We start from the raw sequence: 21,800 nt of genomic DNA, 5'->3' as shown, positions 1-21,800 counted from the left end.
GATGTAGGCCCGGGCTTGTCCCGCGATGTTTTTATAGCTGCTCCAACTGCTCCCGGCAGAACTCCACGAACAACTGCGCCGGCTTGGTCAGTTGCACGCGCTTCAGCCGCGCCGCCGCGAGCCCCGACAATGCCACCGGCTCGGCGATATCCACGGTCACCAAGCGCTGGCCGTCGTAGGTGTAGGGCGAATGCGGCCGGGTCACCAACAGCGAAAAACCGAACCCCTGCCCCACCATCCCCCGCACCATCTCGATCGACGGCGAGCTGAAGACGATGTTCGGCGTCAGGCCCATCTCGTTGAACAGGCTGACGAAATAGGTTCGGCTCGGCGCCACGTCGAGCAGGATCATCGGCTCCGGACACAAGTCACGCAGGGACACCTGGGCCTGGCCGGCGAAGCGGTGTTTCTCCGGCAGCAATACGTAGGGCTTCTGCGGCGCCATCAGTGGCTCGGCCTCGATGGTGCCATCGAGGTCGTGGTCGTAGAGCAATGCCAGGTCGAAGGTACCGGCAGTCAGCCCTTGGATCAGGTCCTGCTGCTCACCATCGCGCAAACGGATATCCACGCCTGGGTAGCGCTCGCGAAAGCCGGCGATCAACCTGGGTAGGTACAACGGCGCCACGGTCTCGAAACACCCGATGTCGATCTGCCCGGCCACGGTGTCGTTGTCGGCCAAGGCGTTCTGCTCGAATTCATGGGTCATCTGCAGCAGGGCCTTGGTCTTGGCATAGAAGCGCTTGCCGCTGGGTGTCAACGACACGCCCTGGGCATGGTGACGGATGAACAATTGCACACCGAAGCTTTCCTCCAGGCTCTTGATGGCCGTGGAGATGGACGGCTGGGCGATGTACAGCTGGCGTGACGCCTCGGCGACACTGCCCGCTTCCACGGTGGTGACGAAGTACTTGAGTTGACGCAAGGTGTAGGAAGCCACAGGCACCTCTCTGGCGCCGTGGGCGGCGCGCGGGATTTTTCCTGCCACCATACCTTAGCGCCGGGCTGTCCGGCGCTAAGGTGGCCAAGGATTTGCCTATGGCTTGAGCATATTTTCCATGGAGCCTGTAGGAGCGGGCTTGCCCCGCGATTGGCCGGCCCGGTTACCGTGCTTGCATGGCAAGGACGTCGCCCTTGATCGCGGGACAAGCCCGCTCCTACAGACCCTCCAGCCCCTACTGAACGACCCCGCAGGCAACCCGGGCGCCACCGCCGCCCAGCTTCTCGGGGTGATCGCTGTGGTTGTCGCCACCGGCATGCACCATCAGGGCATGGCCCTTGAAATCCTCGGCTTTGAGTCGGGGCGCCAATACCGGCGTCATGGCCTTGCCGTCGGCGCCGACATACAGCGCCGGCAGGTCGCCGCGGTGGCCGCTGTCGTCATAGGGGCCTTTGTGCGCATTGGTCGCATCCGGGTCCCAATGCCCGCCTGCGGCACCGGCCGGCACCGGCTTGCCGTTTTCCTCGGCAGGGTCGCACGAGGGGCGCTGGTGCAAATGGAAACCGTGCACACCGGGTGGCAAGTCCTTGAGGTCCGGAGTGAGCAAGGTGCCGTACTTGCCCTGTTCGAGGGTGACCGTGCCGATCGGCTTGCCCGGGCCATCCGGGCCAGCCAGTTTCAATTCCACCGTCTGGGCGGCCTGGGCGAGGCCGGCGCTGGCCAGCAATGCGGCCATTACCACTGCTTTCATGACATTTCTCCATGGCGAGGGAAATCGGGCTTCATACATGCCCACCTATCAGGTGGGACTGCGCAGGCTGCCAGCGATTCCATCGCGCCACAGTCAGAAACACTTCCGTCCTTTGTAAGGAACCTCTGTGCAGGAGGTGTTTTCTACCCAATACCTACCACCCTCGGAGGTTCATCGAATGCTCGATCCCAAAACCGGCATGCAACCCGGCGAACGCTATACAGTGGATAACGAAGAGCGCACCTGGCAGTTCACCGGCTTCTTCCTCGACGGCAAGTACTACCTCGGCCCCGACCTGCAGACCGCCCTCGGTTGGCTTGAGGGCACGCGGTTCTATTACGACGATGTCGACCCCGACGGTCAGCCCATCTTCCCGGATCGCCTGGCCGGGACCATCGAGGATCTGGTACTGACCCTGGCCGACGGGACGACCCTCAAGCTCGAAGGCTCGCTACAAGGCCACCCGACGGATGCACGCAAAGGGCTTTGACGTACACCCGAGGGCACTCAGTGCCTGACGCCCAGCATCCCACGTTCGACGATGAAATCGATCACCGTCTGCACCCCTTCGCCCTGCTTGAGGTTGCTGAAGGTCCAGGGCCGCTCCGGCCGCATACGTCGGGTGTCACTGGCCATGACCTCGAGCGAAGCGCCGACATAGGGGGCCAGGTCCGTTTTGTTGATCACCAGGAAATCCGATTTGGTGATGCCAGGCCCACCCTTGCGCGGGATCTTCTCGCCCTCGGCCACATCGATCACATAGATGGTCAGGTCTGCCAGCTCCGGGCTGAACGTCGCACTCAGGTTGTCGCCGCCGCTCTCCACGAAGATCACCTCGAGGTTGCCGAATTTGCGCGCCAGCGCTTCCACGGCAGCGAGGTTCATCGAGGCATCTTCGCGAATGGCGGTATGCGGGCAGCCGCCGGTCTCCACACCGACGATGCGCTCGGGCTCCAGGGCGCCGGCCTCGGTGAGGATGCGCTGGTCCTCCTTGGTGTAGATGTCGTTGGTCACCACGGCGATCTGGTAGCGATCGCGCATGGCCTTGCACAGGGCTTCGAGCAGTGCAGTCTTGCCGGAGCCGACGGGGCCGCCGACACCGACACGCAGGGGTTGTTGGTAATGTTGCATCAAGGCAGTCCTCAGGATCGGAACAAACGGGTGTATTGGGTTTCGTGGCGTGACGAGGCGATCGCCAGCAGCGGCAGGCCGCCGCCGAGCTGCTCGTCATCAAGGGCCAGGGCGTCTTCGAGTACGGCAGGTAGCGCCTCGCCCAGGTCTCGCAGGAGCGTCTGGGCGGCTTGCTGGCCGAACGGCACCAGCTTGACGCCCGCCATCACCGCCCCTTCCAGCCAGGCATAGCCATGGCCCAGGGCCAACTGGCGCAGTGGGATCGACCAATGCGCGCCAAGCCAGGCCATGCCGCCCAACTGACAGCGCTCAAGGCCTGCACGCCAGGCCGGTGCCTGGCCCAGTTGCCAACCGTCGAGCATGCGCGCCAACGCGCTGCCACGCTGCTGCTCTTCCAGCCGCAGCTCGGCGGTTTCCCGATTGGCCAGCAGGAAGCGGCTCCAGTGGTCGAAGCATTCGGCATCATCGTCCAGGCAAGCCTGGTAGAGCCGCGCCAGCACCGGCCAATCGAGAAAACCGAGGGTGTCGTGCAACTGCTCGCGTTGCCAAGCGGCGAAGCTCGCGACATCGTGCACCCAGCCGGCCTCCACAGCCCATTCCAGGCCTTGGGAATAGGTGAAGCCGCCCACCGGCAGGCCGGGGCTCGCCAGTTGCAGCAGGCGCAACAGCGCCATATCGTTCTTCATCAGCCGGCCAGCACCAAGGCCGCACCAGCCAGCAGGCCGCCACCGAACGCTTTCTGCAGCCGTTGATGGCGGCGCAACAGGCACCCCACCGCGAAACCTGCCAGCAACAGCAAGCCGCTGACCGTGACGAAGCCGGCACTGAACAGCCAGAAAGCGCTTGGCGTCGCTTCCACGCCATGGGCCCAGCCATGGAACAGGGCGAACAACGGCATGGCGAGCGCCAACATCAACTGGCGGCTGGGCAGCAACACGGCGCCGGCGGCCACCAACAGGGACACGGCGATCATCGTCTCCATGCCCACCACATCACCGAAGAAATGCCCGCACACAGCGCCCGTGAACATCGCCGCCAGGGTGGCCAGCGGCAAGCTCAGGCTGCGCCGGGTCAAGGCCGCCAGTACGCCGGTGCCCAGTAGCATGAGCAGGTGATCGAGACCGGTCAGCGGATGCAGCAGGCCATCTTGCAGGGGATTGCCGTCATGGCCTGGGTGGGCGACCGCCGGTAGCGCCACCAGCAGAAGAACCAGGGTGAAAATCTTTTTCATTGAAAACGCCTTGAGGTCAGGAATGGGCAGGCAAGCGCACGAAACGATGCCCGTGGGTATGGGGAGTACTTTGGTAGGCGCCCGCTTCAGGTTCGAACGGCGCCTCTTCAGTGATCACGGCCAGGCCCAGGCCGTACAGCATGTCGTCCAGCACCGGGTCGTGCTGGTAGCGCAACAGGCCCGGCTCGATCTGCAGCGGCACGTGGCGATTGCCCAGGTGATACGCAGCACGGGCCAGCAGCAACGGGTCGACGCAACGCACCGTGGATACCTGCTCGGGGGCCGCCACGACCCTCACCACCTGCGAACCTTGAGCATCGGCGAGCAGTTCGCCGCCACGCACCAGGTGGCCGCGCTCGAGCATCAGCCCGGCTTCGCGCCCATCGTCCAGGGTTACGCGCAAACGGCTCTTGATGCGCCGGTCCACATCCAGGGTTACGGTGCCGGTCACCGTGTCGGCTTCGGCGATCCGGCGGGTCAGGACAATCATGGGCACTCCTTCAGAACAGGAAATAACGTTGGGCCAGTGGCAGCTCGCGGGCCGGCTCACATACCAGCAGTTCACCATCGGCCCGTACCTGATAGGTCTGGGCATCGACTTCGATGTGCGGTTGCAGGCTGTTGTGGACCATGTCGGCCTTGCGCACCCGCCGGCAGCCGTGGGCCACGCCGATCAGGCTGCACAGGCCCAGCTCGTCGGCCAGCCCACGGTCCATCGCCAGCTGTGGCAGGAAGGTCATGCGCGTGGCATGCCGCGCTGCGCCCAGGGCACCGAACATGGGCCGGTAATGCACCGGCTGCGGGGTCGGGATCGAACCGTTGATGTCCCCCATCGGCGCCGTGGCGATCATCCCGCCCTTGATGACCAGGGCCGGCTTGACCGCGAAGAACGCTGGCGACCACAGCACAAGGTCCGCCAGCTTGCCCACTTCCACCGAGCCCACTTCATGGGCGATGCCGTGGGTCCGAGCCGGGTTGATGGTGTACTTGGCGATGTAGCGCTTGACCCTGAAGTTGTCGCTGTAGCCGCTGTCCGGTGCCAGGGGCCCGCGGCGTAGCTTCATCTGGTGGGCCACCTGCCAGGTGCGCAGCACCACCTCGCCGACCCGGCCCATGGCCTGGGAGTCGGACGAGGTCATGGCGAAGGCGCCCAGGTCGTGGAGGATGTCCTCTGCGGCGATGGTTTCGCGGCGAATGCGCGATTCGGCGAAGGCCACGTCTTCGGCGATGCTCGGGTCCAGGTGATGGCAGACCATCAGCATGTCCAGGTGCTCGTCCACGGTGTTGACCGTATAGGGCAAGGTCGGGTTGGTGGACGACGGCAGCACGTTGGCCTGCCCCGCCGCGCGGATGATGTCCGGCGCATGGCCACCGCCGGCGCCTTCGGTGTGGAAGGTATGGATGGTGCGATCGCCGATGGCCGCCAGGGTGTCTTCGATGCAGCCGGACTCGTTGAGGGTGTCGGTATGGATCGCCACCTGGATATCCAGCTCCTCGGCCACGCCCAGGCAGCAATCGATAGCGGCGGGCGTGGAGCCCCAGTCCTCATGCAGCTTCAGGCCCACCGCGCCGGCGGCGATCTGTTCGCGCAGCGCTTCGGGGCGTGAAGCGTTGCCCTTGCCCAGCAGGCCGATGTTGATCGGCAGGCTGTCGGCGGCCTGGAGCATGCGCGCCAGGTACCAGGGCCCGGGGGTGCAGGTGGTGGCATTGGTGCCCGTGGCCGGCCCGGTACCGCCGCCGATGAAGGTGGTGACGCCGCTGGTCAATGCTTCCTCCACCTGCTGCGGGCAGATGAAATGGATATGCGAGTCGATGCCGCCTGCGGTGACGATCTTGCTCTCGGCGGCGATCACTTCCGTGCCCGGGCCAATCGGCACGGTGACACCGGGCTGCACGTCGGGGTTGCCCGCTTTGCCGATGGCGGCAATACGCCCGCTCCGGACGCCGATGTCGGCCTTGACGATGCCCCAGTGGTCGATAATCAGGGCATTGGTGAGCACCAGGTCCATGGCTTCGGCGGCGAGCATCTGACCTTGCCCCATGCCGTCGCGGATGACCTTGCCGCCGCCGAACTTGACCTCCTCGCCGTAGATCGTGAAGTCCTTTTCCACTTCGACCCACAAGGCGGTATCGGCCAGGCGCACGCGATCGCCCACGGTAGGGCCGAACATGTCGGCATAGGCTTGCCGGGAAATACGGCTCATGCCCTGCCCTCCAATGCGCCCATCACCTTGCTTTGGAAGCCGAAGACCTCGCGCTTGCCGGCATAGGCCACCAGTTGCACGGTCCGCGCCTGCCCTGGCTCGAAGCGCACCGCGGTGCCAGCGGGGATGTCGAGGCGAAACCCGAGTGCCGCCGCACGCTCGAAGACCAGGCACGGGTTGACTTCATGAAAGTGGTAATGCGAGCCGACCTGCACCGGCCGGTCGCCATGGTTGGCCACGCTGAGGCTGAGGGTTTCGCGGCCGACATTGAGCTCGATGTCGCCCTCTACGACCTGGACTTCTCCGGGAATCATGCTCGGCTCCTTAGACGATGGGGTCATGCACGGTCACCAGCTTGGTGCCGTCGGGAAAGGTCGCCTCGACCTGCACGTCATGCAGCATCTCAGGCACGCCCTCCATGACCTGTTCTCGCTGCAGCACCTCACGGCCCAGGCTCATCAGCTCGGCCACACTGCGCCCATCGCGCGCACCCTCCAGCACTGCGGCGCTGATCAGCGCTACCGCCTCGGGGTAGTTGAGCCGCAAACCACGTGCCAGGCGCCGCTCGGCCAACAGCGCGGCGGTGAACAGCAGCAGTTTGTCTTTCTCTCTCGGGGTCAGCTCCATGGCGTCTCTCTCAGGTGGCCCAGATGCGCGGCGGGCACGGCGCCAGGCCAAGGACGGCCGGACGCAGCATGTGCCAGAGGCGCTGCAGGGTGTGTTGCAGGTGTTGGTTGTCGTGGTCGAGCACGCGAATCACCAGTAGCTGCCCAAGCAAGGTCGCGCCGGCCGGATTGCCCAGGCCTTCGAGCACTTGCCTGGCCTTCTCCAGCACAGCGCCAGTTGCAGGCGCGGCGCAGAAAGTGGCGACCAAGGGATGACCGCCCAGCTTCTCCAGCCGACCGTCTTCGATACGCAGCCGCTCGTGCAGGCCGATGTCGTCTGGCATTTCGATATGCAGGCGACTGTCCAGGGCTCCCTGCGCGAAACGCTCGCCCATCACCGGTCGGCCCAGGCACAGGGTCTCCCAGGCCAGCAACCGGGCGCCGGGTTCGAGGGTGAAGCGACTATCGAGGCGGGCCCTGGCCCCGTCGAAGAAGATGCTGTCCTGAGGCAGCCATTCCAGGGTGCTGCCGGCGGCCAGGTGGAAACGCTGCACGAGCTGCGCGGTCGGGCCGATGCTGCGGTAGAACTTGCTCGCCCCCGGCATGGTCAACAGCGCGTGGCTGCCCGGTTCGAGGTGAACATCCAGTGCTAGCCGGTCACCGGCGACGATGCCGCCAGGCGGATGCAACACATAGACATGGCACGGCGCGCCTTCGGGGTGAAACGGGCGCTGCACCAAAAGAGGACCGACGTGCCGCCGCGCACCAAGGCAGGTCATGCCCTGACGCTGGATGAAGCGCAATTGCAACTGCGCACGCCAGCCTGTCTCCTGCCCGTTCTGTTCGACCTGCTCTGCCAACGACATCCTGTAGCCCTTGCTGTACCGGGCCTCACGGCCATCGGAAAGGTCGCGCACAACGCCATGCAGCGACGTTGGCCTGACCATTCGATCAATATTCGCTGGCTGGGATATAGCAGGGAGTGGGCCAACTTTGCAGGTGAACCTTGATGAAACCTTTCATGCCCTTTGCGTAACGCGTTGCAGATCCAAGCCGATACAACCTGGCGTCAATTCATGACTGGACGTTTCCGATCCGCGGCGGATGTATTATCGTGGCGAGGTGCGCATATAAAAGCAGCCTGAGCGATCAGGCCCTAGGCAATACAAGAGGGTGTCATGAGTAACGAGAGCATTAACTGGGACAAGCTGGGCTTCGACTATATCAAGACCGACAAGCGCTACCTGTCCGTATGGCGCAACGGCGAGTGGGACAAAGGCACCCTGACCGAAGACAATGTGCTGCACATCAGTGAAGGCTCCACCGCCCTGCACTATGGCCAGCAATGCTTCGAAGGCCTGAAGGCCTATCGTTGCAAGGACGGTTCGATCAACCTGTTCCGCCCCGACCAGAACGCCGCCCGCATGCAGCGCAGCTGCGCCCGCCTGCTGATGCCGCAGGTGCCGACCGACGTGTTCATCGAGGCCTGCAAGCAAGTGGTCAAGGCCAACGAGCGCTTCGTGCCGCCGCACGGCAAGGGTGCCCTGTACCTGCGCCCGTTCGTGATCGGCACCGGCGACAACATCGGCGTGCGCACCGCCCCCGAGTTCATCTTCTCGATCTTCGCCATCCCGGTCGGCTCGTACTTCAAAGGTGGCATGAAGCCGCACAACTTCGTGATCTCCAGCTACGACCGCGCGGCCCCGCAAGGCACCGGCGCAGCCAAGGTCGGTGGCAACTACGCAGCCAGCCTGATGCCAGGCGCCGAGGCCAAGAAGAACAACTTCGCCGACGCCATCTACCTGGACCCGCTGACCCACAGCAAGATCGAGGAAGTCGGCTCGGCCAACTTCTTCGGCATCACCAAAGACAACGAGTTCGTCACGCCGAAGTCGGCCTCCGTGCTGCCAGGTATCACCCGCCTGTCGCTGATGGAACTGGCTGCCTCGCGCCTGGGCTTGAAAGTGGTCGAGGGCGACGTCGAGATCAACAAGCTCGACCGCTTCATCGAAGCCGGTGCCTGCGGTACTGCCGCGGTGATCACGCCGATCGGTGGTATCGAGTACAACGGCAAGCTGCACGTGTTCCATGACCTGGAAAAAGTCGGCCCGGTTACCCAGAAGCTCTACAACGAGCTGACCGGTATCCAGAGCGGTGACGTCGAAGCGCCAGCAGGCTGGATCGTCAAGGTCGCCTGAGGCTTCGGCCTGCTCTGAAACGCGGGGCATGCCAGCCATGGCATGCCCCGTTTTCGTTTGGCGATCGAGTTCTGGGCACCAGATGAATTTTTCTTAAATCCGCCGTTGTCTATTCTTTGGCACAATCGAGTCTCCAATCGCTGCCCAGGTACTAGCATGCCCCGCGTACTGACCATCGAAGACGACGCCGTTACCGCCCAGGAGATCGTCGCCGAACTGTCCAGCCATGGCCTGGAGGTGGACTGGGCCGACAATGGCCGCGAGGGCCTGTCCAAGGCCATCGGCGGTGGCTATGACCTGATCACCCTGGACCGTATGCTGCCGGAGGTCGATGGCCTGACCATCGTCACCACCTTGCGCAACCTGAAGATCGCCACCCCGATCCTGATGATCAGCGCGCTGTCCGATGTCGACGAGCGGGTGCGGGGCCTGCGTGCCGGGGGTGACGACTACCTGACCAAGCCCTTCGCCTCCGACGAGATGGCCGCCCGGGTCGAGGTGCTGCTGCGTCGCAACAGCGTGCCCATGACCCAGACCCGGCTGCAGGTAGCCGACCTGGAGCTGGACCTGATCAGCCACGAGGCCCGCCGTGGCGAGCAGACCCTCAACCTGCTGCCCACCGAGTACAAGTTGCTGGAGTACCTGATGCGCCATGCCGGCCAGGTGATCACCCGGATGATGATCTTCGAGGAAGTCTGGGGCTATCACTTCGACCCGGGCACCAACCTGATCGATGTGCACATCGGCCGCCTGCGCAAGAAGATCGACCCGCCCGGCCAGAGCCCGCTCATCCGTACCGTGCGGGGCTCCGGCTATGCCATTGCCGAACCCGTCTAAGGGCTGGAGTTCTTCGACCAGCCGCCTGCTGGCACTGTACAGCTTTCTGTTCGTGGCCTGGAGCAGCATCCTCATGGGGGTGCTGTACTTCGAAGTGTCCAGCTACCTGAACAAGCTCACCCGCCATTCCATGCTGCAGCGCCAGCATCTATTCGCCCATATGACCGGTAAGCAGCTGGACGATGCCTTGATCGCAAGCCAGGCCTTCGAGGAGCGCAGCTTCGATGCCTACGGCCTGTTCGATGCCCAGCTCAACCCGATCAGCGGCCGGATCCGCGCCATTCCGCCAGAGCTCGGCCTGGACGGCCAAGTCCATGAGCTCAAGCGCTGCCTGGACGCCGACGACCCACACGTACCCCGCGACAGCTGCGATGCGGTGGCGATCCAGGTCAAGGACGGACGCTGGCTGGTGCTGGTGCGTGACAACGGCTCCTTGTTCGTGGTCACCCGGATCATCCTCCATGCCCTGCTCTGGGGCATTTCCCTGACCCTGATCCCCGGCTTCGCCGGCTGGTACCTGCTACGCCGCAGGCCACTCAAGCGCATCCGCGCGATCCAGGCCCAGGCCGAGCTGATCGTCGCCGGCGATCTCACCCATCGCCTACCCCTGTCGGCCCGGCGTGACGAGCTGGACATGCTGGCAGCCATCGTCAATGCCATGCTCGATCGCATCGAACGGTTGATGCACGAGGTCAAGGGCGTCTGCGACAACATCGCCCACGATCTGCGCACACCGCTGACCCGCCTACGGGCCCAGTTGTATCGGATCCGCCAGCAAAGCGGCGACCACGCTCCCGAGGCGCAGGCCCTGGACCAGGCAATCGGCGAAACCGATACACTGATGGCGCGCTTCCGTGGCCTGCTGCGCATCAGCGAGCTGGAAGATCGCCAGCGACGCGCGGGCTTCGTCGAACTGGACCCACACGCCTTGCTGGTGGAGCTGCACGACTTCTACCTACCCCTGGCCGAGGATGGCGGCATTCGTCTGGCGCTCGTGCAACCGGAGCAGCTACCGCCCCTGCATGGCGACCGGGAACTGTTGTTCGAGGCACTGGCGAACCTGGTAGGCAATGGCATCAAATTCACCCCCGACGGCGGGCAGGTACGCATCCACGCCAGCCATGATGCCACCGGCGTGCATATCGCCATCGAGGACAGCGGGCCGGGCATTCCCGAGGATGAGCGCGCAGCGGTTTTGAAGCGCTTCTATCGCAGCGAGGAAGGTCATCGTCACCCAGGGTTCGGGTTGGGCTTGTCGATCGTCGCGGCGATCGTCGACCTGCATGGGTTCCGGCTGGAGGTGGGGGCCAGCGAGCTGGGTGGGGCGAAGCTGGTGCTGCATTGCCCTACAGGTGGTCTACCCAAGTAACGAATGGGGCCGCATTGCGGCCCAATCGCGGGACAAGCCCGCTCCCACAGATTCTCCATCACCCTTGGGATCGGTAAACAACCTGTAGGAGCGGGCTTGCCCCGCGATTGGGCTGCAAAGCAGCCCTACTCGATGGATCAGTCAGCCAAGCGCCAGGTGGTCCCGCCCTTGCCGTCTTCGAGCACCACGCCCATGGCGGTCAGCTGGTCGCGGATACGATCGGACTCGGCCCAGTTCTTGTCCGCACGCGCCTGCAGGCGCGCCTGGATCAGTGCTTCTACTTCGGCCGCATCGACCTTACCTTCGGCACCGGCACGCAGGAAGTCATCGGCCTCCAGCTGCAGCACACCCAGCACATCGCCCAGTTCGCGCAGGCGGCCTGCCAGGCCTGCGGCGGCCTGTGGGTCGACATCGCGCAGGCGGTTGATCTCGCGCACCAGGTCGAACAGCACCGCACAGGCTTCGGGCGTACCGAAGTCATCGTTCATGGCAACGCTGAAGCGCTCGACGAATTCCTCGCCACCCTTGGCGGCCACCCGCGGCAGCCCACGCAGCGCATGGTAGAAGCGCTCCAGGGCCCCCTTGGACTCGCGCAGGCTGTCTTCGGAATAGTTGATGGCGCTACGGTAGTGGCTGGCCACCAGCAGGTAGCGCACCACCTCCGGGTGGTACTTATCGAGTACGTCGCGGATGGTGAAGAAGTTGTTCAACGATTTGGACATCTTCTCGCCGTTGATCCGGATCATGCCGCAGTGCATCCAGGCATTGGCGTACGGTTTGCCGGTAGCCGCCTCGCTCTGGGCGATCTCGTTCTCATGGTGCGGAAACTCCAGGTCGCTGCCGCCGCCATGGATGTCGAAGCTCTCGCCCAGGCAGCAAGTGGACATCACCGAGCACTCGATGTGCCAGCCCGGACGGCCTGGCCCCCATGGCGACTCCCAGCTCGGCTCGCCCGGCTTGGCGGCCTTCCACAGGACGAAGTCCAGCGGGTCCTGCTTGGCCTCACCGACTTCGATCCGCGCACCGATGCGCAGGTCTTCGATCTTGCGCCGCGACAGCTTGCCGTAGCCGACGAACTTACCGACCCGGTAGTACACGTCGCCATTACCCGGCGCGTAGGCGTAGCCCTTGTCGATCAGGGTCTGGATCATCGCGTGCATGCCGGGGATGTGGTCGGTGGCACGCGGCTCCTGGTCTGGCGGCAGGATGTTCAGGCGGCGCTCGTCCTCGTGCATGGCATCGATCATGCGCGCGGTCAGCTCATCGAAACGCTCGCCGTTTTCATTGGCGCGGTTGATGATCTTGTCGTCGATGTCGGTGATGTTGCGCACATAGGTCAGCTCGTAGCCGCTCTTGCGCAGCCAACGGGTGATCAGGTCGAAGGCCACCATGCTGCGGCCATGGCCCAGGTGGCAGTAGTCGTATACGGTCATGCCGCACACGTACATACGCACCTTGTTGCCATCCAGGGGCTTGAAGGCTTCCTTGGTCTTGCTCAGGGTGTTGTAGATGGTAAGCACGGCGATTCCTTAGCTGCCCCAGGAGTCACGCAGGGTGACGGTGCGGTTGAACACCGGACGGCCCGGTTGGCTGTCCTTGAGGTCGGCGCAGAAGTAGCCTTCGCGCTCGAACTGGAAGCGGTCCTCAGGCGCGGCCTGGGCCAGCGACGGCTCGGCGCGGCAGCCGGTCAGCACTTGCAGAGAATTCGGGTTGATGTTGTCCAGGAAGCTGCCGCCCTCCTCGGTCTTCTCCGGGTTCGGCGAGCGGAACAGGCGGTCGTACAGGCGCACTTCGCATTCGACGCTGCCTTCGGCCGGCACCCAGTGGATCACGCCCTTGACCTTGCGGCCCTCGGGATTCTTGCCCAGGGTGTCGGGGTCGTACGAGCAGCGCAGCTCGACGATGTTGCCTTCGGCGTCCTTGATGGCTTCGTCGGCACGGATCACGTAGCTGCCACGCAGGCGCACCTCACCGGCCGGCTCCAGGCGCTTGTAGCCCTTCGGCGGCTCTTCCATGAAGTCGTCGCGGTCGATGTACAGCTCGCGGGAAAACGGCAGCACGCGCACGCCCATGTCTTCCTTGGGATGACGCGGCAGCTCGAGCTGCTCCACCTGGCCCTCTGGGTAGTTGGTGATGACCACCTTCAGCGGGCGCAGCACGCACATGGCACGCGGCGCGGTGCGGTCGAGGTCGTCACGGATGCTGAACTCGAGCATCGACATGTCGACCACGCCGTCGGAACGGTTGGTGCCGATCATTTCGCAGAAGTTGCGGATCGAGGCCGGCGTGTAGCCGCGGCGACGGAAGCCCGACAGGGTCGACATGCGCGGGTCGTCCCAGGCATCGACGTGCTTCTCGTCCACCAGTTGCTTGAGCTTGCGCTTGGAGGTGATGGTGTAGTTCAGGTTCAGGCGGCTGAACTCGTACTGGCGCGGGCGCGCCGGCACCGGCAGCCTGTCGAGGAACCAGTCGTACAACGGACGATGGCTTTCGAACTCCAGGGTGCAGATCGAGTGGGTGATGCCCTCGATGGCGTCCGACTGGCCATGGGTGAAGTCGTAGTTCGGGTAGATGCACCACTTGTCACCGGTCTGGTGGTGGTGGGCATGGCGGATGCGGTACAGGATCGGGTCGCGCAGGTTCATGTTCGGCGAGGCCATGTCGATCTTGGCGCGCAGCACGCGCTCGCCATCCTTGAACTCGCCGCCCTTCATACGTGCGAACAGGTCCAGGTTCTCCTCGACACTGCGCTCGCGGAACGGGCTGTTCTTGCCTGGCTCGGTCAGGCTGCCGCGGTATTCCTTGGCCTGCTCGGGAGTCAGGTCGCAGACGTAGGCGTTGCCCGACTTGATCAGCTCGACAGCCCAGTCGTGGAGCTGGTCGAAGTAGTCCGAGGCGAAGCGCACCGGGCCGGCCCACTCGAAGCCCAGCCACTTGACGTCACGCTGGATGGCATCGATGTACTCCTGGTCTTCCTTGGCCGGGTTGGTGTCATCGAAACGCAGGTGGCAGACACCACCGAACTCCTTGGCCAGACCGAAGTTCACGCAGATCGACTTGGCATGGCCGATGTGCAGGTAGCCGTTGGGCTCCGGCGGAAAGCGGGTGACGATGCTGCTGTGCTTGCCCGAGTCCAGGTCGGCCTGGACGATCGGCCGCAGGAAGTTCGCAGGGACGGCGGGAGCGCCTTTGGCAGCGGCGTTGGGCGCGTTGTCGGCAGTGGGCTTGCTCATAGGATCCTTGAATGCTGGTGTTCGGCCTGGGTAGGCCGATTGAATCAAAGGGCCTATCATAGCCGAAGCAGTCAAGCTGCTGACAGCCGGGCTCGGACAAACAGGCGCGATTTATCGCAGCTATTTGTCGCAAGCTGGCAAAATGGCCGCCGCGTGCCTTGTGTCGTGGTCGCCCGATCCTGCGTCAGGTGACAAGTACGCGCCCTGCGCACCCTAATTCCCGAATGCCTTGAAAGAGCGAATTCCAGCATGTCCAAAGTCAAACTGAGCACCAACCACGGCGACATCGTCCTGCAACTGGACGCCGAAAAGGCACCGAAAACCACCGAGAACTTCATTCAATACGTCAAGGACGGCCACTACGACGGCACCGTCTTCCACCGCGTGATCAACAACTTCATGATCCAGGGCGGTGGCTTCGAAGCCGGCATGAAGCAGAAACCGACCCGCGCGCCGATCCAGAACGAAGCCGACAACGGCCTGAAGAATGCCAAATACAGCATCGCCATGGCCCGCACCATGGAGCCGCACTCCGCTTCGGCGCAGTTCTTCATCAACGTAGCCGACAACGACTTCCTCAACCACAGCGGCAAGAACGTCCAGGGCTGGGGCTACGCGGTGTTCGGCGAAGTGATCGAAGGCCGTGAAGTGGTCGATGCCATCAAAGGCGTGTCCACCGGTTCCAAGGCCGGCCACCAGGACGTGCCGAAGGACGACGTGATCATCGAGAAAGCCGAGATCATTGAGTGATCCTGCTGATCTCCGATCTGCACCTGCAAGAAGAACGCCCGGACATCACCCGGGCGTTTCTTGATCTGCTCGATGGCCGCGCCCGCCATGCCAAGGCGCTGTACATCCTCGGCGACTTCTTCGAGGCCTGGATCGGCGACGACGCCATGACGCCCTTCCAGCAGTCGATCTGCCAGGCCCTGCGACGGCTGAGCGACAGCGGTACGGCGGTCTACTTGATGCACGGCAACCGCGACTTCCTGATCGGCCAGGCCTTCTGTGAAGCCGCGGGCTGCACGTTGCTGGACGACCCCTGCGTGGTACAGCTCGGTGGCGAGGCGGTGTTGCTGATGCATGGCGATACCCTGTGCACCCGCGACCTGGCCTACATGAAACTACGCCGCTACCTGCGCAACCCGCTGAGCCTGTGGATCCTGCGGCACCTGCCGCTGTCCACCCGGCAGAAGCTGGCGCGCAAGCTGCGTAGCGAAAGCCGCTCGCAAACACGCATGAAATCGACAGAGATCGTGGATGTCACGCCTGAAGAAGTGCCCAAGGTGATGGCGGCCCACGGTGTTCGCACTCTGATCCATGGCCATACCCACCGGCCAGCGATCCACAAGCTGACGGTCGATGGCCAGCCTGCCCGGCGCATCGTGTTGGGGGACTGGGATCGCCAAGGCTGGGCGTTGCAGGTCGACGAGCAAGGCTTCCAGCTGGCGCCGTTCGGCTTGCGCTGATTCGGCGCCCTGGCAAGGCTGCTGCACCTTTCATCCCGAGCAAGCCCGCCCCACAGGTGCCAAGCCGATCACAAGGTCCAGGCTTTGCAGGATCGTGTGGGAGCGGGCTTGTCCCGCGATGGGGCGTAGCCTATATCAGCGGGTGGTGCCCACTGCCATGCCCTTGTCAGCCTCACTGATCACATACCGACGGTACTGTGGGTCAGCCTTGATCTGCGCCTCGGTGAAGGGAATCGGAGCCAATTGCTTGGCCGCGAACGCCCGGGTCTGATCGTTTGCATGGGCCGATTCCGCCTCGCTGGACTGGGAGAACGCTAGCAATCCGAACGCTTGCGGCCCCTGCTCGTTAAAACTGACCAACTGTAAGTAGCTGGTACCGCTGACCACCAGACGCTTGCCTGCCCCATCGGGCACGCTGTACATGGCGTTGTACACGCCCAATTCCTGGGGGCCACCTGGCACCGGAGTGCCATCGGCCGACTGCTGCACCTGCCCCCAGCGGCTGTCGCTCGCAATCCCGGCCTTGCCTACCCGCTCCAGGGAAGCCAATGCGGCCTCGTGTACGCGTTGGCGCACCGCCGCCTGCTCCACCGCAAGCCCGCGCGGGGTGTGCTGGGGATCGACTGGGTCGAAGGCCACCCGCCATATGTTTGATTGGGCCACCAGCGCGTCGAAGATATTGGCGAAATGCAACAGGCCGATGCCACTGGCCAGGTCAGCCTTGCCGTCCCAGGCTGCCAGGCTTGCACACACCGCCTGGACATCGGCGGGCGCGGTCTTGCACCAGGCCAGCAGGTCCGGCAGCACCAGGCTGGCTGCGTACACCTCATCGTCCAGCACCATGCGCTGCAGGTCTTCCAGCGTCAGCTTGCCATTGCCCTGAAGCCGCTGCAGCGCAAAACGGCTGCGCAGGCCCAGCGGTTGGCCCTCGAGGCTGACCAACGGGGAAAAGCCGGTCAGCGGTTGCGCAGGGTTGGCCATCCAGGCCGGGTCGTTGGAGTTCTGCACGAAGTCTTCGCGCACAAGGCTCGGCAGTAGCCGCGCCGGGAAAATACCCGGCTGGGCTGCCTGGGCGTCGGTCTTCCATTGACATGCGCTGCGCGAGCCATCAAGTACCACCAGCGGGCCGGCGGCCGACGGGTCGCTACAGCGAGCGAGCAGCTCCTGGTCCACATGCGGCACTACGGACTGGTTCAGGTAGGCCGCCTGGCCACCTGCATCGACCGCCAGGGTATTGACCCAAGGGATGCCCTGCAACTGCGCCACCGTACGCTTCAGGCCATCCAGGCTGTCGGCATGGTTGATGGCGTACCACTGCTGCAGCACCCGGATATTGTCCAGGTTGGCATCGCGCAGGCTGTAGGCGAACCGGTTGTCCCAATCCAGCCGGCCCGGCCAGCGCACCACAGGGCCGAACGTCGAGGCGTAGACCTGTCGCTCGACCTGCTGCAATTGGCCGTCCTCACCTTTGACCGCGACGCTCAAGGTCTGGCGACTCAGTGGCAAGGATTTTCCATCGAGCAAGTAGCGTGTCGGGTCCTTCGGGTCGAGCTGCAACCTGTACAACGTGAAATGCTTCGAGGTATCGACCGTATGGGTCCAGGCCAGGTGGCGGTTGAAGCCGATATTGACCACCGGCAAGCCTGGCAAGGCGGCGCCCATGACATCCAGCTGGCCTGGGATGGTCAGTTGCATCTGGTAGAACCGCAGGCCGCCCACCCAGGGGAAATGCGGATTGGCCAGCAACAAGCCACCACCGTTGGCCGACCGTCGCGCCCCTACCGCCACCGCGTTGCTGCCACGGGCCATGGCGAACTGCGCCTGACGGCCCAGGGCCAGGCTGAAATCTTCCTTGCCCAGGCGCGCAGCCCGCTCAGGCGGAGCAGCCGCCACCAGCGCCTCGGCGAATTGGCCAACTCCGCCTTCAACCAGGAGCCGACGGGTCAGCTTGACCAGATCGAGGCTGCTGATCGGCCGCAACCAGTCCCCCTGGCCGCACTCAGCAGGCAAGCCCTGTGCCCGACGCTCGACCAGCGCGCGGTTGTAGCCCTGGACATAGCCCTCCAGCAAGTCGCGCACCGGCGCTGGCTGGGCTTCAAGGAAACCCTTGACCGCAGAGTCTGCATTGAGCCAGGCGAAGAAGAAGTCACTGTCCAGGTTCGCACGCTGCTCCACAGTTCTGCCCTGGGCGCCGAAGTAACGGGAACGCTCGCCGTTGACGGTCACGACCTCATTGGCCAACAGGCACAGGTTGTCCTGGGCGTAGGCATAGCCGATGCCATAGCCCAGACCTCGTTCGTTTTCGGCCAGGATGTGCGGAACACCGAAACTGGTACGGCGGATCTGTGCCGAGGCCTCGCCAGCGGCTTCCCGCGCCTGGGCTGCCAAGCCAGATGCAATCAATACGGCTGCCAGGCCAAGACGGGTCATAGGACGCGAAAATGTACGCACGGACACTCCTGGAGTTGGGGATATCCCGTACAGACGAGCAGCACACTGGAAATTTTACGCAGGCCAAGGCCCTGCATCGTCATGAACAGGACCTGAACATTATTTTTTCATCGTGGGCTGCAGTTTTGTCCGTCTCATTCGTCATACCCAATGAGGCACCCTTGTTTTCGGGACAGTCCACGAAAAGGAGCATTCACATGTACAACCCACAACCTGCATTGCAGAGCGCCCGCAACCCGGGCCCCAGCAGTGCCGGGCCAATCCCCGGCACCCCCGCACGCGCCGGCAACGAACAGATTCGCGAATTGCTGCGGGCCTTTGGGCTGCGCACCAGCCTGATCCGCCTGAAGGTCATCGATGCCTTGCATGCGGCTGACCGGGACGGCCGCAGCATTGGCGTGCGCGGCGTTCATGCGCAACTCGAGCAGTTGGATATTCCGTTGTCGTTCCTCAGCGTGCGCGAGGTGCTCAAGCGATTGTGCGCCGAGGGCGTGATCCGCCTGGGCAGCGACAAATGCTACAGCCTCAACCCCGAAGCACGAGCTGTATTGGAGCAGCCCATGTCGAGCTGAAGGCATGGCCGGCCAGGGTTGGCCGGCCTGGCAGGTTCAGGGCTTCGGCCCGACCTTGCGGCGCAGGATACCGTTGATCACCACCACGACCACCGCGATGGCAATGGCGATGTATTGGAAGGTCTGCTCGCTGATGGTCCCCTGTTTCTGCAGGTAGGACAGGCCCAGCATGAGGCCCAGCACCACCAGTATGATCAGGATGGAATATTTCAGGCGTTGCACATGTGTCATCGAAGGTTCCTTGCAGCATCAGGGACAGAGAGCTCGCGTCGAGCCGGGGCCATGATACAACGTCACCGGTCGCGTTTCCTGCTGCCTGCCCCTTTCCCCACCTGAAAGCATCCAGTCTCCCCCACACCCTGATCGGAGACCACCCGATGCGTACTGTCCACGTGATCTACTGCCTGCTCCTGCTGACGTCCCCTGCCGCCATGGCATTGGACGCCACGACGCTTTCCAACGACCAACTGCACCGGCTCGCCCGTGAGCTGGAACCTCGCGCCGGCTCCAGCCAATGGCAGCAACTCTGGCAGAACATGCGCCGAGCCGGCTATTTCAATTCTCGCCCCGGCCAGCTGCACCTGGCCATACCGCAAGCCCAGCTGCCCGCCCTGGCCCGACAGACACTGACCGAGGCCGACCAGGCAGCCCCTTTGGACACGGCTCGGGTTCGTTATCGCAAGGACTTCAGCCCCCGGGTCATCGGGCGGCGCGATGCCGAGCGTTTCAGTGCCCTATGCCTGGAAGTCGACTGGCGTGCGGTTCCGCAGTCCCTGGCCCATGCACCGAAGGCCTATTTGGGCATGGTCGGCTTGCTACAGGGGTACCCCTGCCTATGAGGGTACTACCACCCTTTGAAGTTCGCGACGCAGCAAGAAACGGGCATTCAAGGCCTGCGGGTCGGGACTGAAGGCATCTCCTACATGCGCAACCACCGCTGCCTGCAAATACTCGGGGCCTGAGGCTACATCCTGCGATCCGCTTGGCGCCTAGCAGGTCGACTAGGTGCTGCCTGAGAATCGACGCAGGTGATCGGACAGGTCGCCCTGACGGCACACCGCCGACAGCCTGCGCCACCAGAGACATCACACCTGGCGCCTGCTCATTTTCGAGGGAACCCCATATGGAATTGCCAGACCTCAATCGCATCGACATTTCCCAATTGCCCCACTCTTTGCAATCACTGATCGAATGCATCGGCATCGAAAACGCCTACCGCCTGACCTGCGCCTATGGCGGGCGGCCGAAATACATTCCCAAGCATCTCGAACGCACCAAACTCGCCGACGTGCTCCCCGCCGAAGCGCTGCAAGCATTGATCAAGCGCTTTGCCGGGGTTGCGCTGGAAATTCCCAAGCCGGATCACTTCCTGCGCCAGTTGCGCAACCTGCAGATTCAGCAGGAAAGCGCCGACGGCCTGTCTCGTAGTCTCCTGGCGGACAAATACGGTTTGAGCCTGCGCCAGATAGGCAACATTCGCCGCCAGGACAACCATGTCCGTTGAAACTCAACAGCCCACTGCCCCTATAAGGAACAAACCCAATGTCCATCGATAACAACCTGATCGGCTCGGTCATCAATGCACTGCCCATGGATCGCATGATTGCAGCGCCTTTACAGGCGATGATCGACGCTCAAGTCACGGCCAGCCAATCCTATGCCGACTTTCTCATGCAGGTCTGTATCAAGGATGGCAAGGCCGTTGCCATCGAATTCAACTACGACGAAACCCTCGTAGACGAGCAAGGCCTGCACCAGGGGACGGTCAGCCGAGCCATGCAGATCCCGTTGATGGCGGCGATCACGCACCCCAACATCTGTATCGAAGAGGGCCGTGTCGAATTCGAGCTGACCATCAGCCAGATGGCCGAAACCCGCTCGAACTCCGAATTCAATGGCGAAGCGGAAGCCTCGCTGGGTTGGGGTCCGTTCAAGCTGAACGTGAAGGCCAGTGCCAGCCATAAATCGGAACAAACCCGCAAAAGCGATACCCGTGCACGCTATGCCTTCAATACCACGGTGCGCCGTCAGGACCCACCCGAAGCACTGCAACGGGTCATGGACTACCTGACCGATGCTGCCACCAAACCGACCGTGATCAAGGACATCACACCCGAGAAACCGGACCTGCCACAGGAAACCCCGGAGCTACCGAACTCGGGTAACTGATTCCGACGCCTTGCCCGACCACCCAGCCCCCGCCGCCGAGCGGGGGTCCGTGCACCTATCGAGGAATACTTTGCGTGGATACCCGCCCCACCAGCCAAGCCCCCATGACATCGAGCGATCTGTCCGACATCACGCGCGGCTTGCAGGAAGCTGCAGCCGCCACCAATACGTTGATCGCCCAGCAATACATCAAGCTGTTCGACCAATTCTTCGACTACGACCCCGAGCAACTGGGGGCCCCTATGAAAGCCAAGATGGTGGAGATCGCCATGGACGGCCAGCATACCTTGCAGATTCCATTGATCGCCCTGGTGTCGCCGCGAGGCCTGGCCCTGGAGCGCATGCAGGTCGACCTCTCGGTCAGGGTCAACGGGATAGATGCGGGCGACCCGCACAAGGATACCCATGACAATGGCACGGCCCGCTTCCAGGTCACCGTCGGGGCCAATGGCCGTCGCGGGGACCAGCGCGACCCGGACGAAGTACAGATCCGCATGCAGTTCCAGGCGTGCGAACCGCCCGAGGCGATCAACCGCTTGATCGAGGAATACACCAACCTCATCGTGCCCCAGCGCCAGAACGCCCCATCCACGAGGGATGAGGCGTCCAATGAGTTCATTGAGGCAGCGACCGTTCGCTGAGC

General features: G+C 63.6%; 24 protein-coding genes and 1 pseudogene. 11 read left to right on the top strand and 14 right to left on the bottom strand.

Annotation, left to right across the window (positions count from 1 at the left end; all coding sequences use genetic code 11):
- Nucleotides 1-31: 31 nt before the first annotated feature.
- Together ACNFCI_RS16400 and sodC are read right to left on the bottom strand one after the other, a co-directional pair.
- A complete protein-coding gene (locus ACNFCI_RS16400; RefSeq protein ID WP_084856998.1) occupies nt 32-937 on the bottom strand; it encodes a LysR family transcriptional regulator in 906 nt (301 codons plus the stop codon).
- A gap of 235 nt (nt 938-1,172) precedes the next feature.
- A complete protein-coding gene (gene sodC / locus ACNFCI_RS16395) occupies nt 1,173-1,688 on the bottom strand; it encodes a superoxide dismutase [Cu-Zn] SodC (protein ID WP_368829578.1) in 516 nt (171 codons plus the stop codon).
- Nucleotides 1,689-1,866: 178 nt separating this feature from the next.
- On the opposite strand from sodC, the pseudogene ACNFCI_RS16390 reads away from it, so the two are divergent.
- Nucleotides 1,867-2,130, top strand: a pseudogene (locus ACNFCI_RS16390) (short chain dehydrogenase); the annotation flags it as partial.
- A 65-nt stretch (nt 2,131-2,195) separates the two neighbouring features.
- Here ACNFCI_RS16390 and ureG read toward each other — a convergent pair.
- From ureG to ACNFCI_RS16350, 8 genes are read right to left on the bottom strand one after another with little or no spacing between them, the layout of a single operon-like run.
- The gene (gene ureG / locus ACNFCI_RS16385) at nt 2,196-2,819 is read right to left on the bottom strand and encodes an urease accessory protein UreG (protein WP_368829577.1); all 624 of its coding nucleotides are present in this window, start codon (nt 2,817-2,819) and stop codon (nt 2,196-2,198) included.
- Between the two features lie 11 nt (nt 2,820-2,830).
- Nucleotides 2,831-3,505 (bottom strand): urease accessory protein UreF, encoded by a 675-nt coding sequence (locus ACNFCI_RS16380; protein WP_368829576.1) that lies wholly within the window; start codon nt 3,503-3,505, stop codon nt 2,831-2,833.
- Complete coding sequence (locus tag ACNFCI_RS16375; protein WP_368829575.1) at nt 3,505-4,050, bottom strand: HupE/UreJ family protein; 546 nt, start codon at nt 4,048-4,050, stop codon at nt 3,505-3,507. Before ACNFCI_RS16375 ends, ACNFCI_RS16380 begins: the two co-directional genes overlap by 1 nt.
- A 16-nt stretch (nt 4,051-4,066) precedes the next feature.
- Nucleotides 4,067-4,540 carry an urease accessory protein UreE gene (ureE, locus tag ACNFCI_RS16370; RefSeq protein ID WP_368829574.1) on the bottom strand — a complete coding sequence of 158 codons (474 nt, stop codon included), beginning with the start codon at nt 4,538-4,540 and terminating at the stop codon, nt 4,067-4,069.
- 10 nt (nt 4,541-4,550) lie between these two features.
- A complete protein-coding gene (gene ureC / locus ACNFCI_RS16365; RefSeq protein WP_368829573.1) occupies nt 4,551-6,254 on the bottom strand; it encodes an urease subunit alpha in 1,704 nt (567 codons plus the stop codon).
- A complete protein-coding gene (locus ACNFCI_RS16360) occupies nt 6,251-6,568 on the bottom strand; it encodes an urease subunit beta (protein ID WP_368829572.1) in 318 nt (105 codons plus the stop codon). The genes ureC and ACNFCI_RS16360 overlap by 4 nt, the downstream gene beginning before the upstream one ends.
- A 10-nt stretch (nt 6,569-6,578) precedes the next feature.
- Nucleotides 6,579-6,881 carry an urease subunit gamma gene (locus ACNFCI_RS16355; protein ID WP_084856901.1) on the bottom strand — a complete coding sequence of 101 codons (303 nt, stop codon included), beginning with the start codon at nt 6,879-6,881 and terminating at the stop codon, nt 6,579-6,581.
- 10 nt (nt 6,882-6,891) lie between these two features.
- Complete coding sequence (locus ACNFCI_RS16350; protein WP_368829571.1) at nt 6,892-7,725, bottom strand: urease accessory protein UreD; 834 nt, start codon at nt 7,723-7,725, stop codon at nt 6,892-6,894.
- Nucleotides 7,726-8,037: 312 nt separating this feature from the next.
- Between ACNFCI_RS16350 and ACNFCI_RS16345 the strand changes: the two genes are divergently transcribed.
- The 3 genes from ACNFCI_RS16345 to ACNFCI_RS16335 all read left to right on the top strand — a co-directional run bounded on the left by ACNFCI_RS16345 (nt 8,038) and on the right by ACNFCI_RS16335 (nt 11,263).
- Entirely contained in the window at nt 8,038-9,057 is a 1,020-nt protein-coding gene (locus ACNFCI_RS16345) for a branched-chain amino acid aminotransferase (RefSeq protein ID WP_084856899.1), read from the top strand.
- Between the two features lie 156 nt (nt 9,058-9,213).
- Entirely contained in the window at nt 9,214-9,894 is a 681-nt protein-coding gene (locus tag ACNFCI_RS16340) for a response regulator transcription factor (protein WP_084856898.1), read from the top strand.
- Nucleotides 9,872-11,263 (top strand): sensor histidine kinase, encoded by a 1,392-nt coding sequence (locus ACNFCI_RS16335; RefSeq protein WP_084856896.1) that lies wholly within the window; start codon nt 9,872-9,874, stop codon nt 11,261-11,263. Before ACNFCI_RS16340 ends, ACNFCI_RS16335 begins: the two co-directional genes overlap by 23 nt.
- Nucleotides 11,264-11,400: 137 nt before the next feature.
- Here ACNFCI_RS16335 and cysS read toward each other — a convergent pair whose 3' ends face one another.
- Together cysS and ACNFCI_RS16325 are read right to left on the bottom strand one after the other, a co-directional pair.
- The gene (gene cysS, locus ACNFCI_RS16330; protein ID WP_084856894.1) at nt 11,401-12,783 is read right to left on the bottom strand and encodes a cysteine--tRNA ligase; all 1,383 of its coding nucleotides are present in this window, start codon (nt 12,781-12,783) and stop codon (nt 11,401-11,403) included.
- Between the two features lie 9 nt (nt 12,784-12,792).
- A complete protein-coding gene (locus ACNFCI_RS16325; RefSeq protein WP_084856893.1) occupies nt 12,793-14,496 on the bottom strand; it encodes a glutamine--tRNA ligase/YqeY domain fusion protein in 1,704 nt (567 codons plus the stop codon).
- 249 nt (nt 14,497-14,745) lie between these two features.
- Here ACNFCI_RS16325 and ACNFCI_RS16320 point away from each other — a divergent pair, with 249 nt between their 5' ends.
- Together ACNFCI_RS16320 and ACNFCI_RS16315 are read left to right on the top strand one after the other, a co-directional pair.
- Complete coding sequence (locus ACNFCI_RS16320) at nt 14,746-15,246, top strand: peptidylprolyl isomerase (protein WP_084856891.1); 501 nt, start codon at nt 14,746-14,748, stop codon at nt 15,244-15,246.
- Nucleotides 15,243-15,965 (top strand): UDP-2,3-diacylglucosamine diphosphatase, encoded by a 723-nt coding sequence (locus ACNFCI_RS16315; protein ID WP_084856889.1) that lies wholly within the window; start codon nt 15,243-15,245, stop codon nt 15,963-15,965. The genes ACNFCI_RS16320 and ACNFCI_RS16315 overlap by 4 nt, the downstream gene beginning before the upstream one ends.
- A gap of 135 nt (nt 15,966-16,100) precedes the next feature.
- On the opposite strand, the gene ACNFCI_RS16310 is transcribed toward ACNFCI_RS16315, so the two are convergent.
- Nucleotides 16,101-18,395 (bottom strand): acylase, encoded by a 2,295-nt coding sequence (locus ACNFCI_RS16310; protein ID WP_416768063.1) that lies wholly within the window; start codon nt 18,393-18,395, stop codon nt 16,101-16,103.
- A 218-nt stretch (nt 18,396-18,613) separates the two neighbouring features.
- Here ACNFCI_RS16310 and ACNFCI_RS16305 point away from each other — a divergent pair, with 218 nt between their 5' ends.
- Complete coding sequence (locus tag ACNFCI_RS16305) at nt 18,614-18,988, top strand: fe2+ zn2+ uptake regulation protein (RefSeq protein WP_084856886.1); 375 nt, start codon at nt 18,614-18,616, stop codon at nt 18,986-18,988.
- Between the two features lie 36 nt (nt 18,989-19,024).
- Here the strand turns inward: ACNFCI_RS16305 and ACNFCI_RS16300 are convergent, their stop codons facing one another.
- Complete coding sequence (locus ACNFCI_RS16300) at nt 19,025-19,219, bottom strand: hypothetical protein (RefSeq protein WP_084856884.1); 195 nt, start codon at nt 19,217-19,219, stop codon at nt 19,025-19,027.
- Nucleotides 19,220-19,365: 146 nt separating this feature from the next.
- Between ACNFCI_RS16300 and ACNFCI_RS16295 the strand changes: the two genes are divergently transcribed.
- The 4 genes from ACNFCI_RS16295 to ACNFCI_RS16280 all read left to right on the top strand — a co-directional run bounded on the left by ACNFCI_RS16295 (nt 19,366) and on the right by ACNFCI_RS16280 (nt 21,798).
- Complete coding sequence (locus ACNFCI_RS16295) at nt 19,366-19,827, top strand: hypothetical protein (RefSeq protein ID WP_084856882.1); 462 nt, start codon at nt 19,366-19,368, stop codon at nt 19,825-19,827.
- A 284-nt stretch (nt 19,828-20,111) separates the two neighbouring features.
- Nucleotides 20,112-20,492: a Mor transcription activator family protein gene (locus tag ACNFCI_RS16290; RefSeq protein WP_084856880.1), complete on the top strand. Its 381-nt coding sequence runs from the start codon at nt 20,112-20,114 to the stop codon at nt 20,490-20,492.
- A gap of 38 nt (nt 20,493-20,530) precedes the next feature.
- Entirely contained in the window at nt 20,531-21,157 is a 627-nt protein-coding gene (locus ACNFCI_RS16285) for a DUF2589 domain-containing protein (protein ID WP_084856878.1), read from the top strand.
- Nucleotides 21,158-21,261: 104 nt separating this feature from the next.
- A complete protein-coding gene (locus ACNFCI_RS16280) occupies nt 21,262-21,798 on the top strand; it encodes a DUF2589 domain-containing protein (RefSeq protein WP_084856995.1) in 537 nt (178 codons plus the stop codon).
- Nucleotides 21,799-21,800: the final 2 nt, after the last annotated feature.

Source organism: Pseudomonas sp. NY15356, assembly GCF_048068175.1.
GTDB classification, from domain to species: domain Bacteria; phylum Pseudomonadota; class Gammaproteobacteria; order Pseudomonadales; family Pseudomonadaceae; genus Aquipseudomonas; species Aquipseudomonas putida_K.
This window is presented reverse-complemented; position numbering and strand designations above follow the sequence as displayed.

Excerpts from the sequence above, each read along its gene's own strand:
- ACNFCI_RS16300 (WP_084856884.1), bottom strand. The coding sequence starts at position 19,219 with ATGACACATGTGCAACGCCTGAAATATTCCATCCTGATCATACTGGTG.
- ACNFCI_RS16295 (WP_084856882.1), top strand. The coding sequence starts at position 19,366 with ATGCGTACTGTCCACGTGATCTACTGCCTGCTCCTGCTGACGTCCCCT.
- ACNFCI_RS16340 (WP_084856898.1), top strand. The coding sequence starts at position 9,214 with ATGCCCCGCGTACTGACCATCGAAGACGACGCCGTTACCGCCCAGGAG.
- ACNFCI_RS16380 (WP_368829576.1), bottom strand. The coding sequence starts at position 3,505 with ATGAAGAACGATATGGCGCTGTTGCGCCTGCTGCAACTGGCGAGCCCC.
- ACNFCI_RS16350 (WP_368829571.1), bottom strand. The coding sequence starts at position 7,725 with ATGTCGTTGGCAGAGCAGGTCGAACAGAACGGGCAGGAGACAGGCTGG.
- ACNFCI_RS16345 (WP_084856899.1), top strand. The coding sequence starts at position 8,038 with ATGAGTAACGAGAGCATTAACTGGGACAAGCTGGGCTTCGACTATATC.
- ureG (WP_368829577.1), bottom strand. The coding sequence starts at position 2,819 with ATGCAACATTACCAACAACCCCTGCGTGTCGGTGTCGGCGGCCCCGTC.
- ACNFCI_RS16320 (WP_084856891.1), top strand. The coding sequence starts at position 14,746 with ATGTCCAAAGTCAAACTGAGCACCAACCACGGCGACATCGTCCTGCAA.
- ACNFCI_RS16360 (WP_368829572.1), bottom strand. The coding sequence starts at position 6,568 with ATGATTCCCGGAGAAGTCCAGGTCGTAGAGGGCGACATCGAGCTCAAT.
- ACNFCI_RS16305 (WP_084856886.1), top strand. The coding sequence starts at position 18,614 with ATGTACAACCCACAACCTGCATTGCAGAGCGCCCGCAACCCGGGCCCC.
- ACNFCI_RS16325 (WP_084856893.1), bottom strand. The coding sequence starts at position 14,496 with ATGAGCAAGCCCACTGCCGACAACGCGCCCAACGCCGCTGCCAAAGGC.
- ACNFCI_RS16335 (WP_084856896.1), top strand. The coding sequence starts at position 9,872 with ATGCCATTGCCGAACCCGTCTAAGGGCTGGAGTTCTTCGACCAGCCGC.
- ACNFCI_RS16310 (WP_416768063.1), bottom strand. The coding sequence starts at position 18,395 with ATGACCCGTCTTGGCCTGGCAGCCGTATTGATTGCATCTGGCTTGGCA.
- ACNFCI_RS16290 (WP_084856880.1), top strand. The coding sequence starts at position 20,112 with ATGGAATTGCCAGACCTCAATCGCATCGACATTTCCCAATTGCCCCAC.
- ACNFCI_RS16355 (WP_084856901.1), bottom strand. The coding sequence starts at position 6,881 with ATGGAGCTGACCCCGAGAGAGAAAGACAAACTGCTGCTGTTCACCGCC.
- ACNFCI_RS16375 (WP_368829575.1), bottom strand. The coding sequence starts at position 4,050 with ATGAAAAAGATTTTCACCCTGGTTCTTCTGCTGGTGGCGCTACCGGCG.
- ACNFCI_RS16280 (WP_084856995.1), top strand. The coding sequence starts at position 21,262 with ATGACATCGAGCGATCTGTCCGACATCACGCGCGGCTTGCAGGAAGCT.
- sodC (WP_368829578.1), bottom strand. The coding sequence starts at position 1,688 with ATGAAAGCAGTGGTAATGGCCGCATTGCTGGCCAGCGCCGGCCTCGCC.
- ureC (WP_368829573.1), bottom strand. The coding sequence starts at position 6,254 with ATGAGCCGTATTTCCCGGCAAGCCTATGCCGACATGTTCGGCCCTACC.
- ureE (WP_368829574.1), bottom strand. The coding sequence starts at position 4,540 with ATGATTGTCCTGACCCGCCGGATCGCCGAAGCCGACACGGTGACCGGC.
- ACNFCI_RS16285 (WP_084856878.1), top strand. The coding sequence starts at position 20,531 with ATGTCCATCGATAACAACCTGATCGGCTCGGTCATCAATGCACTGCCC.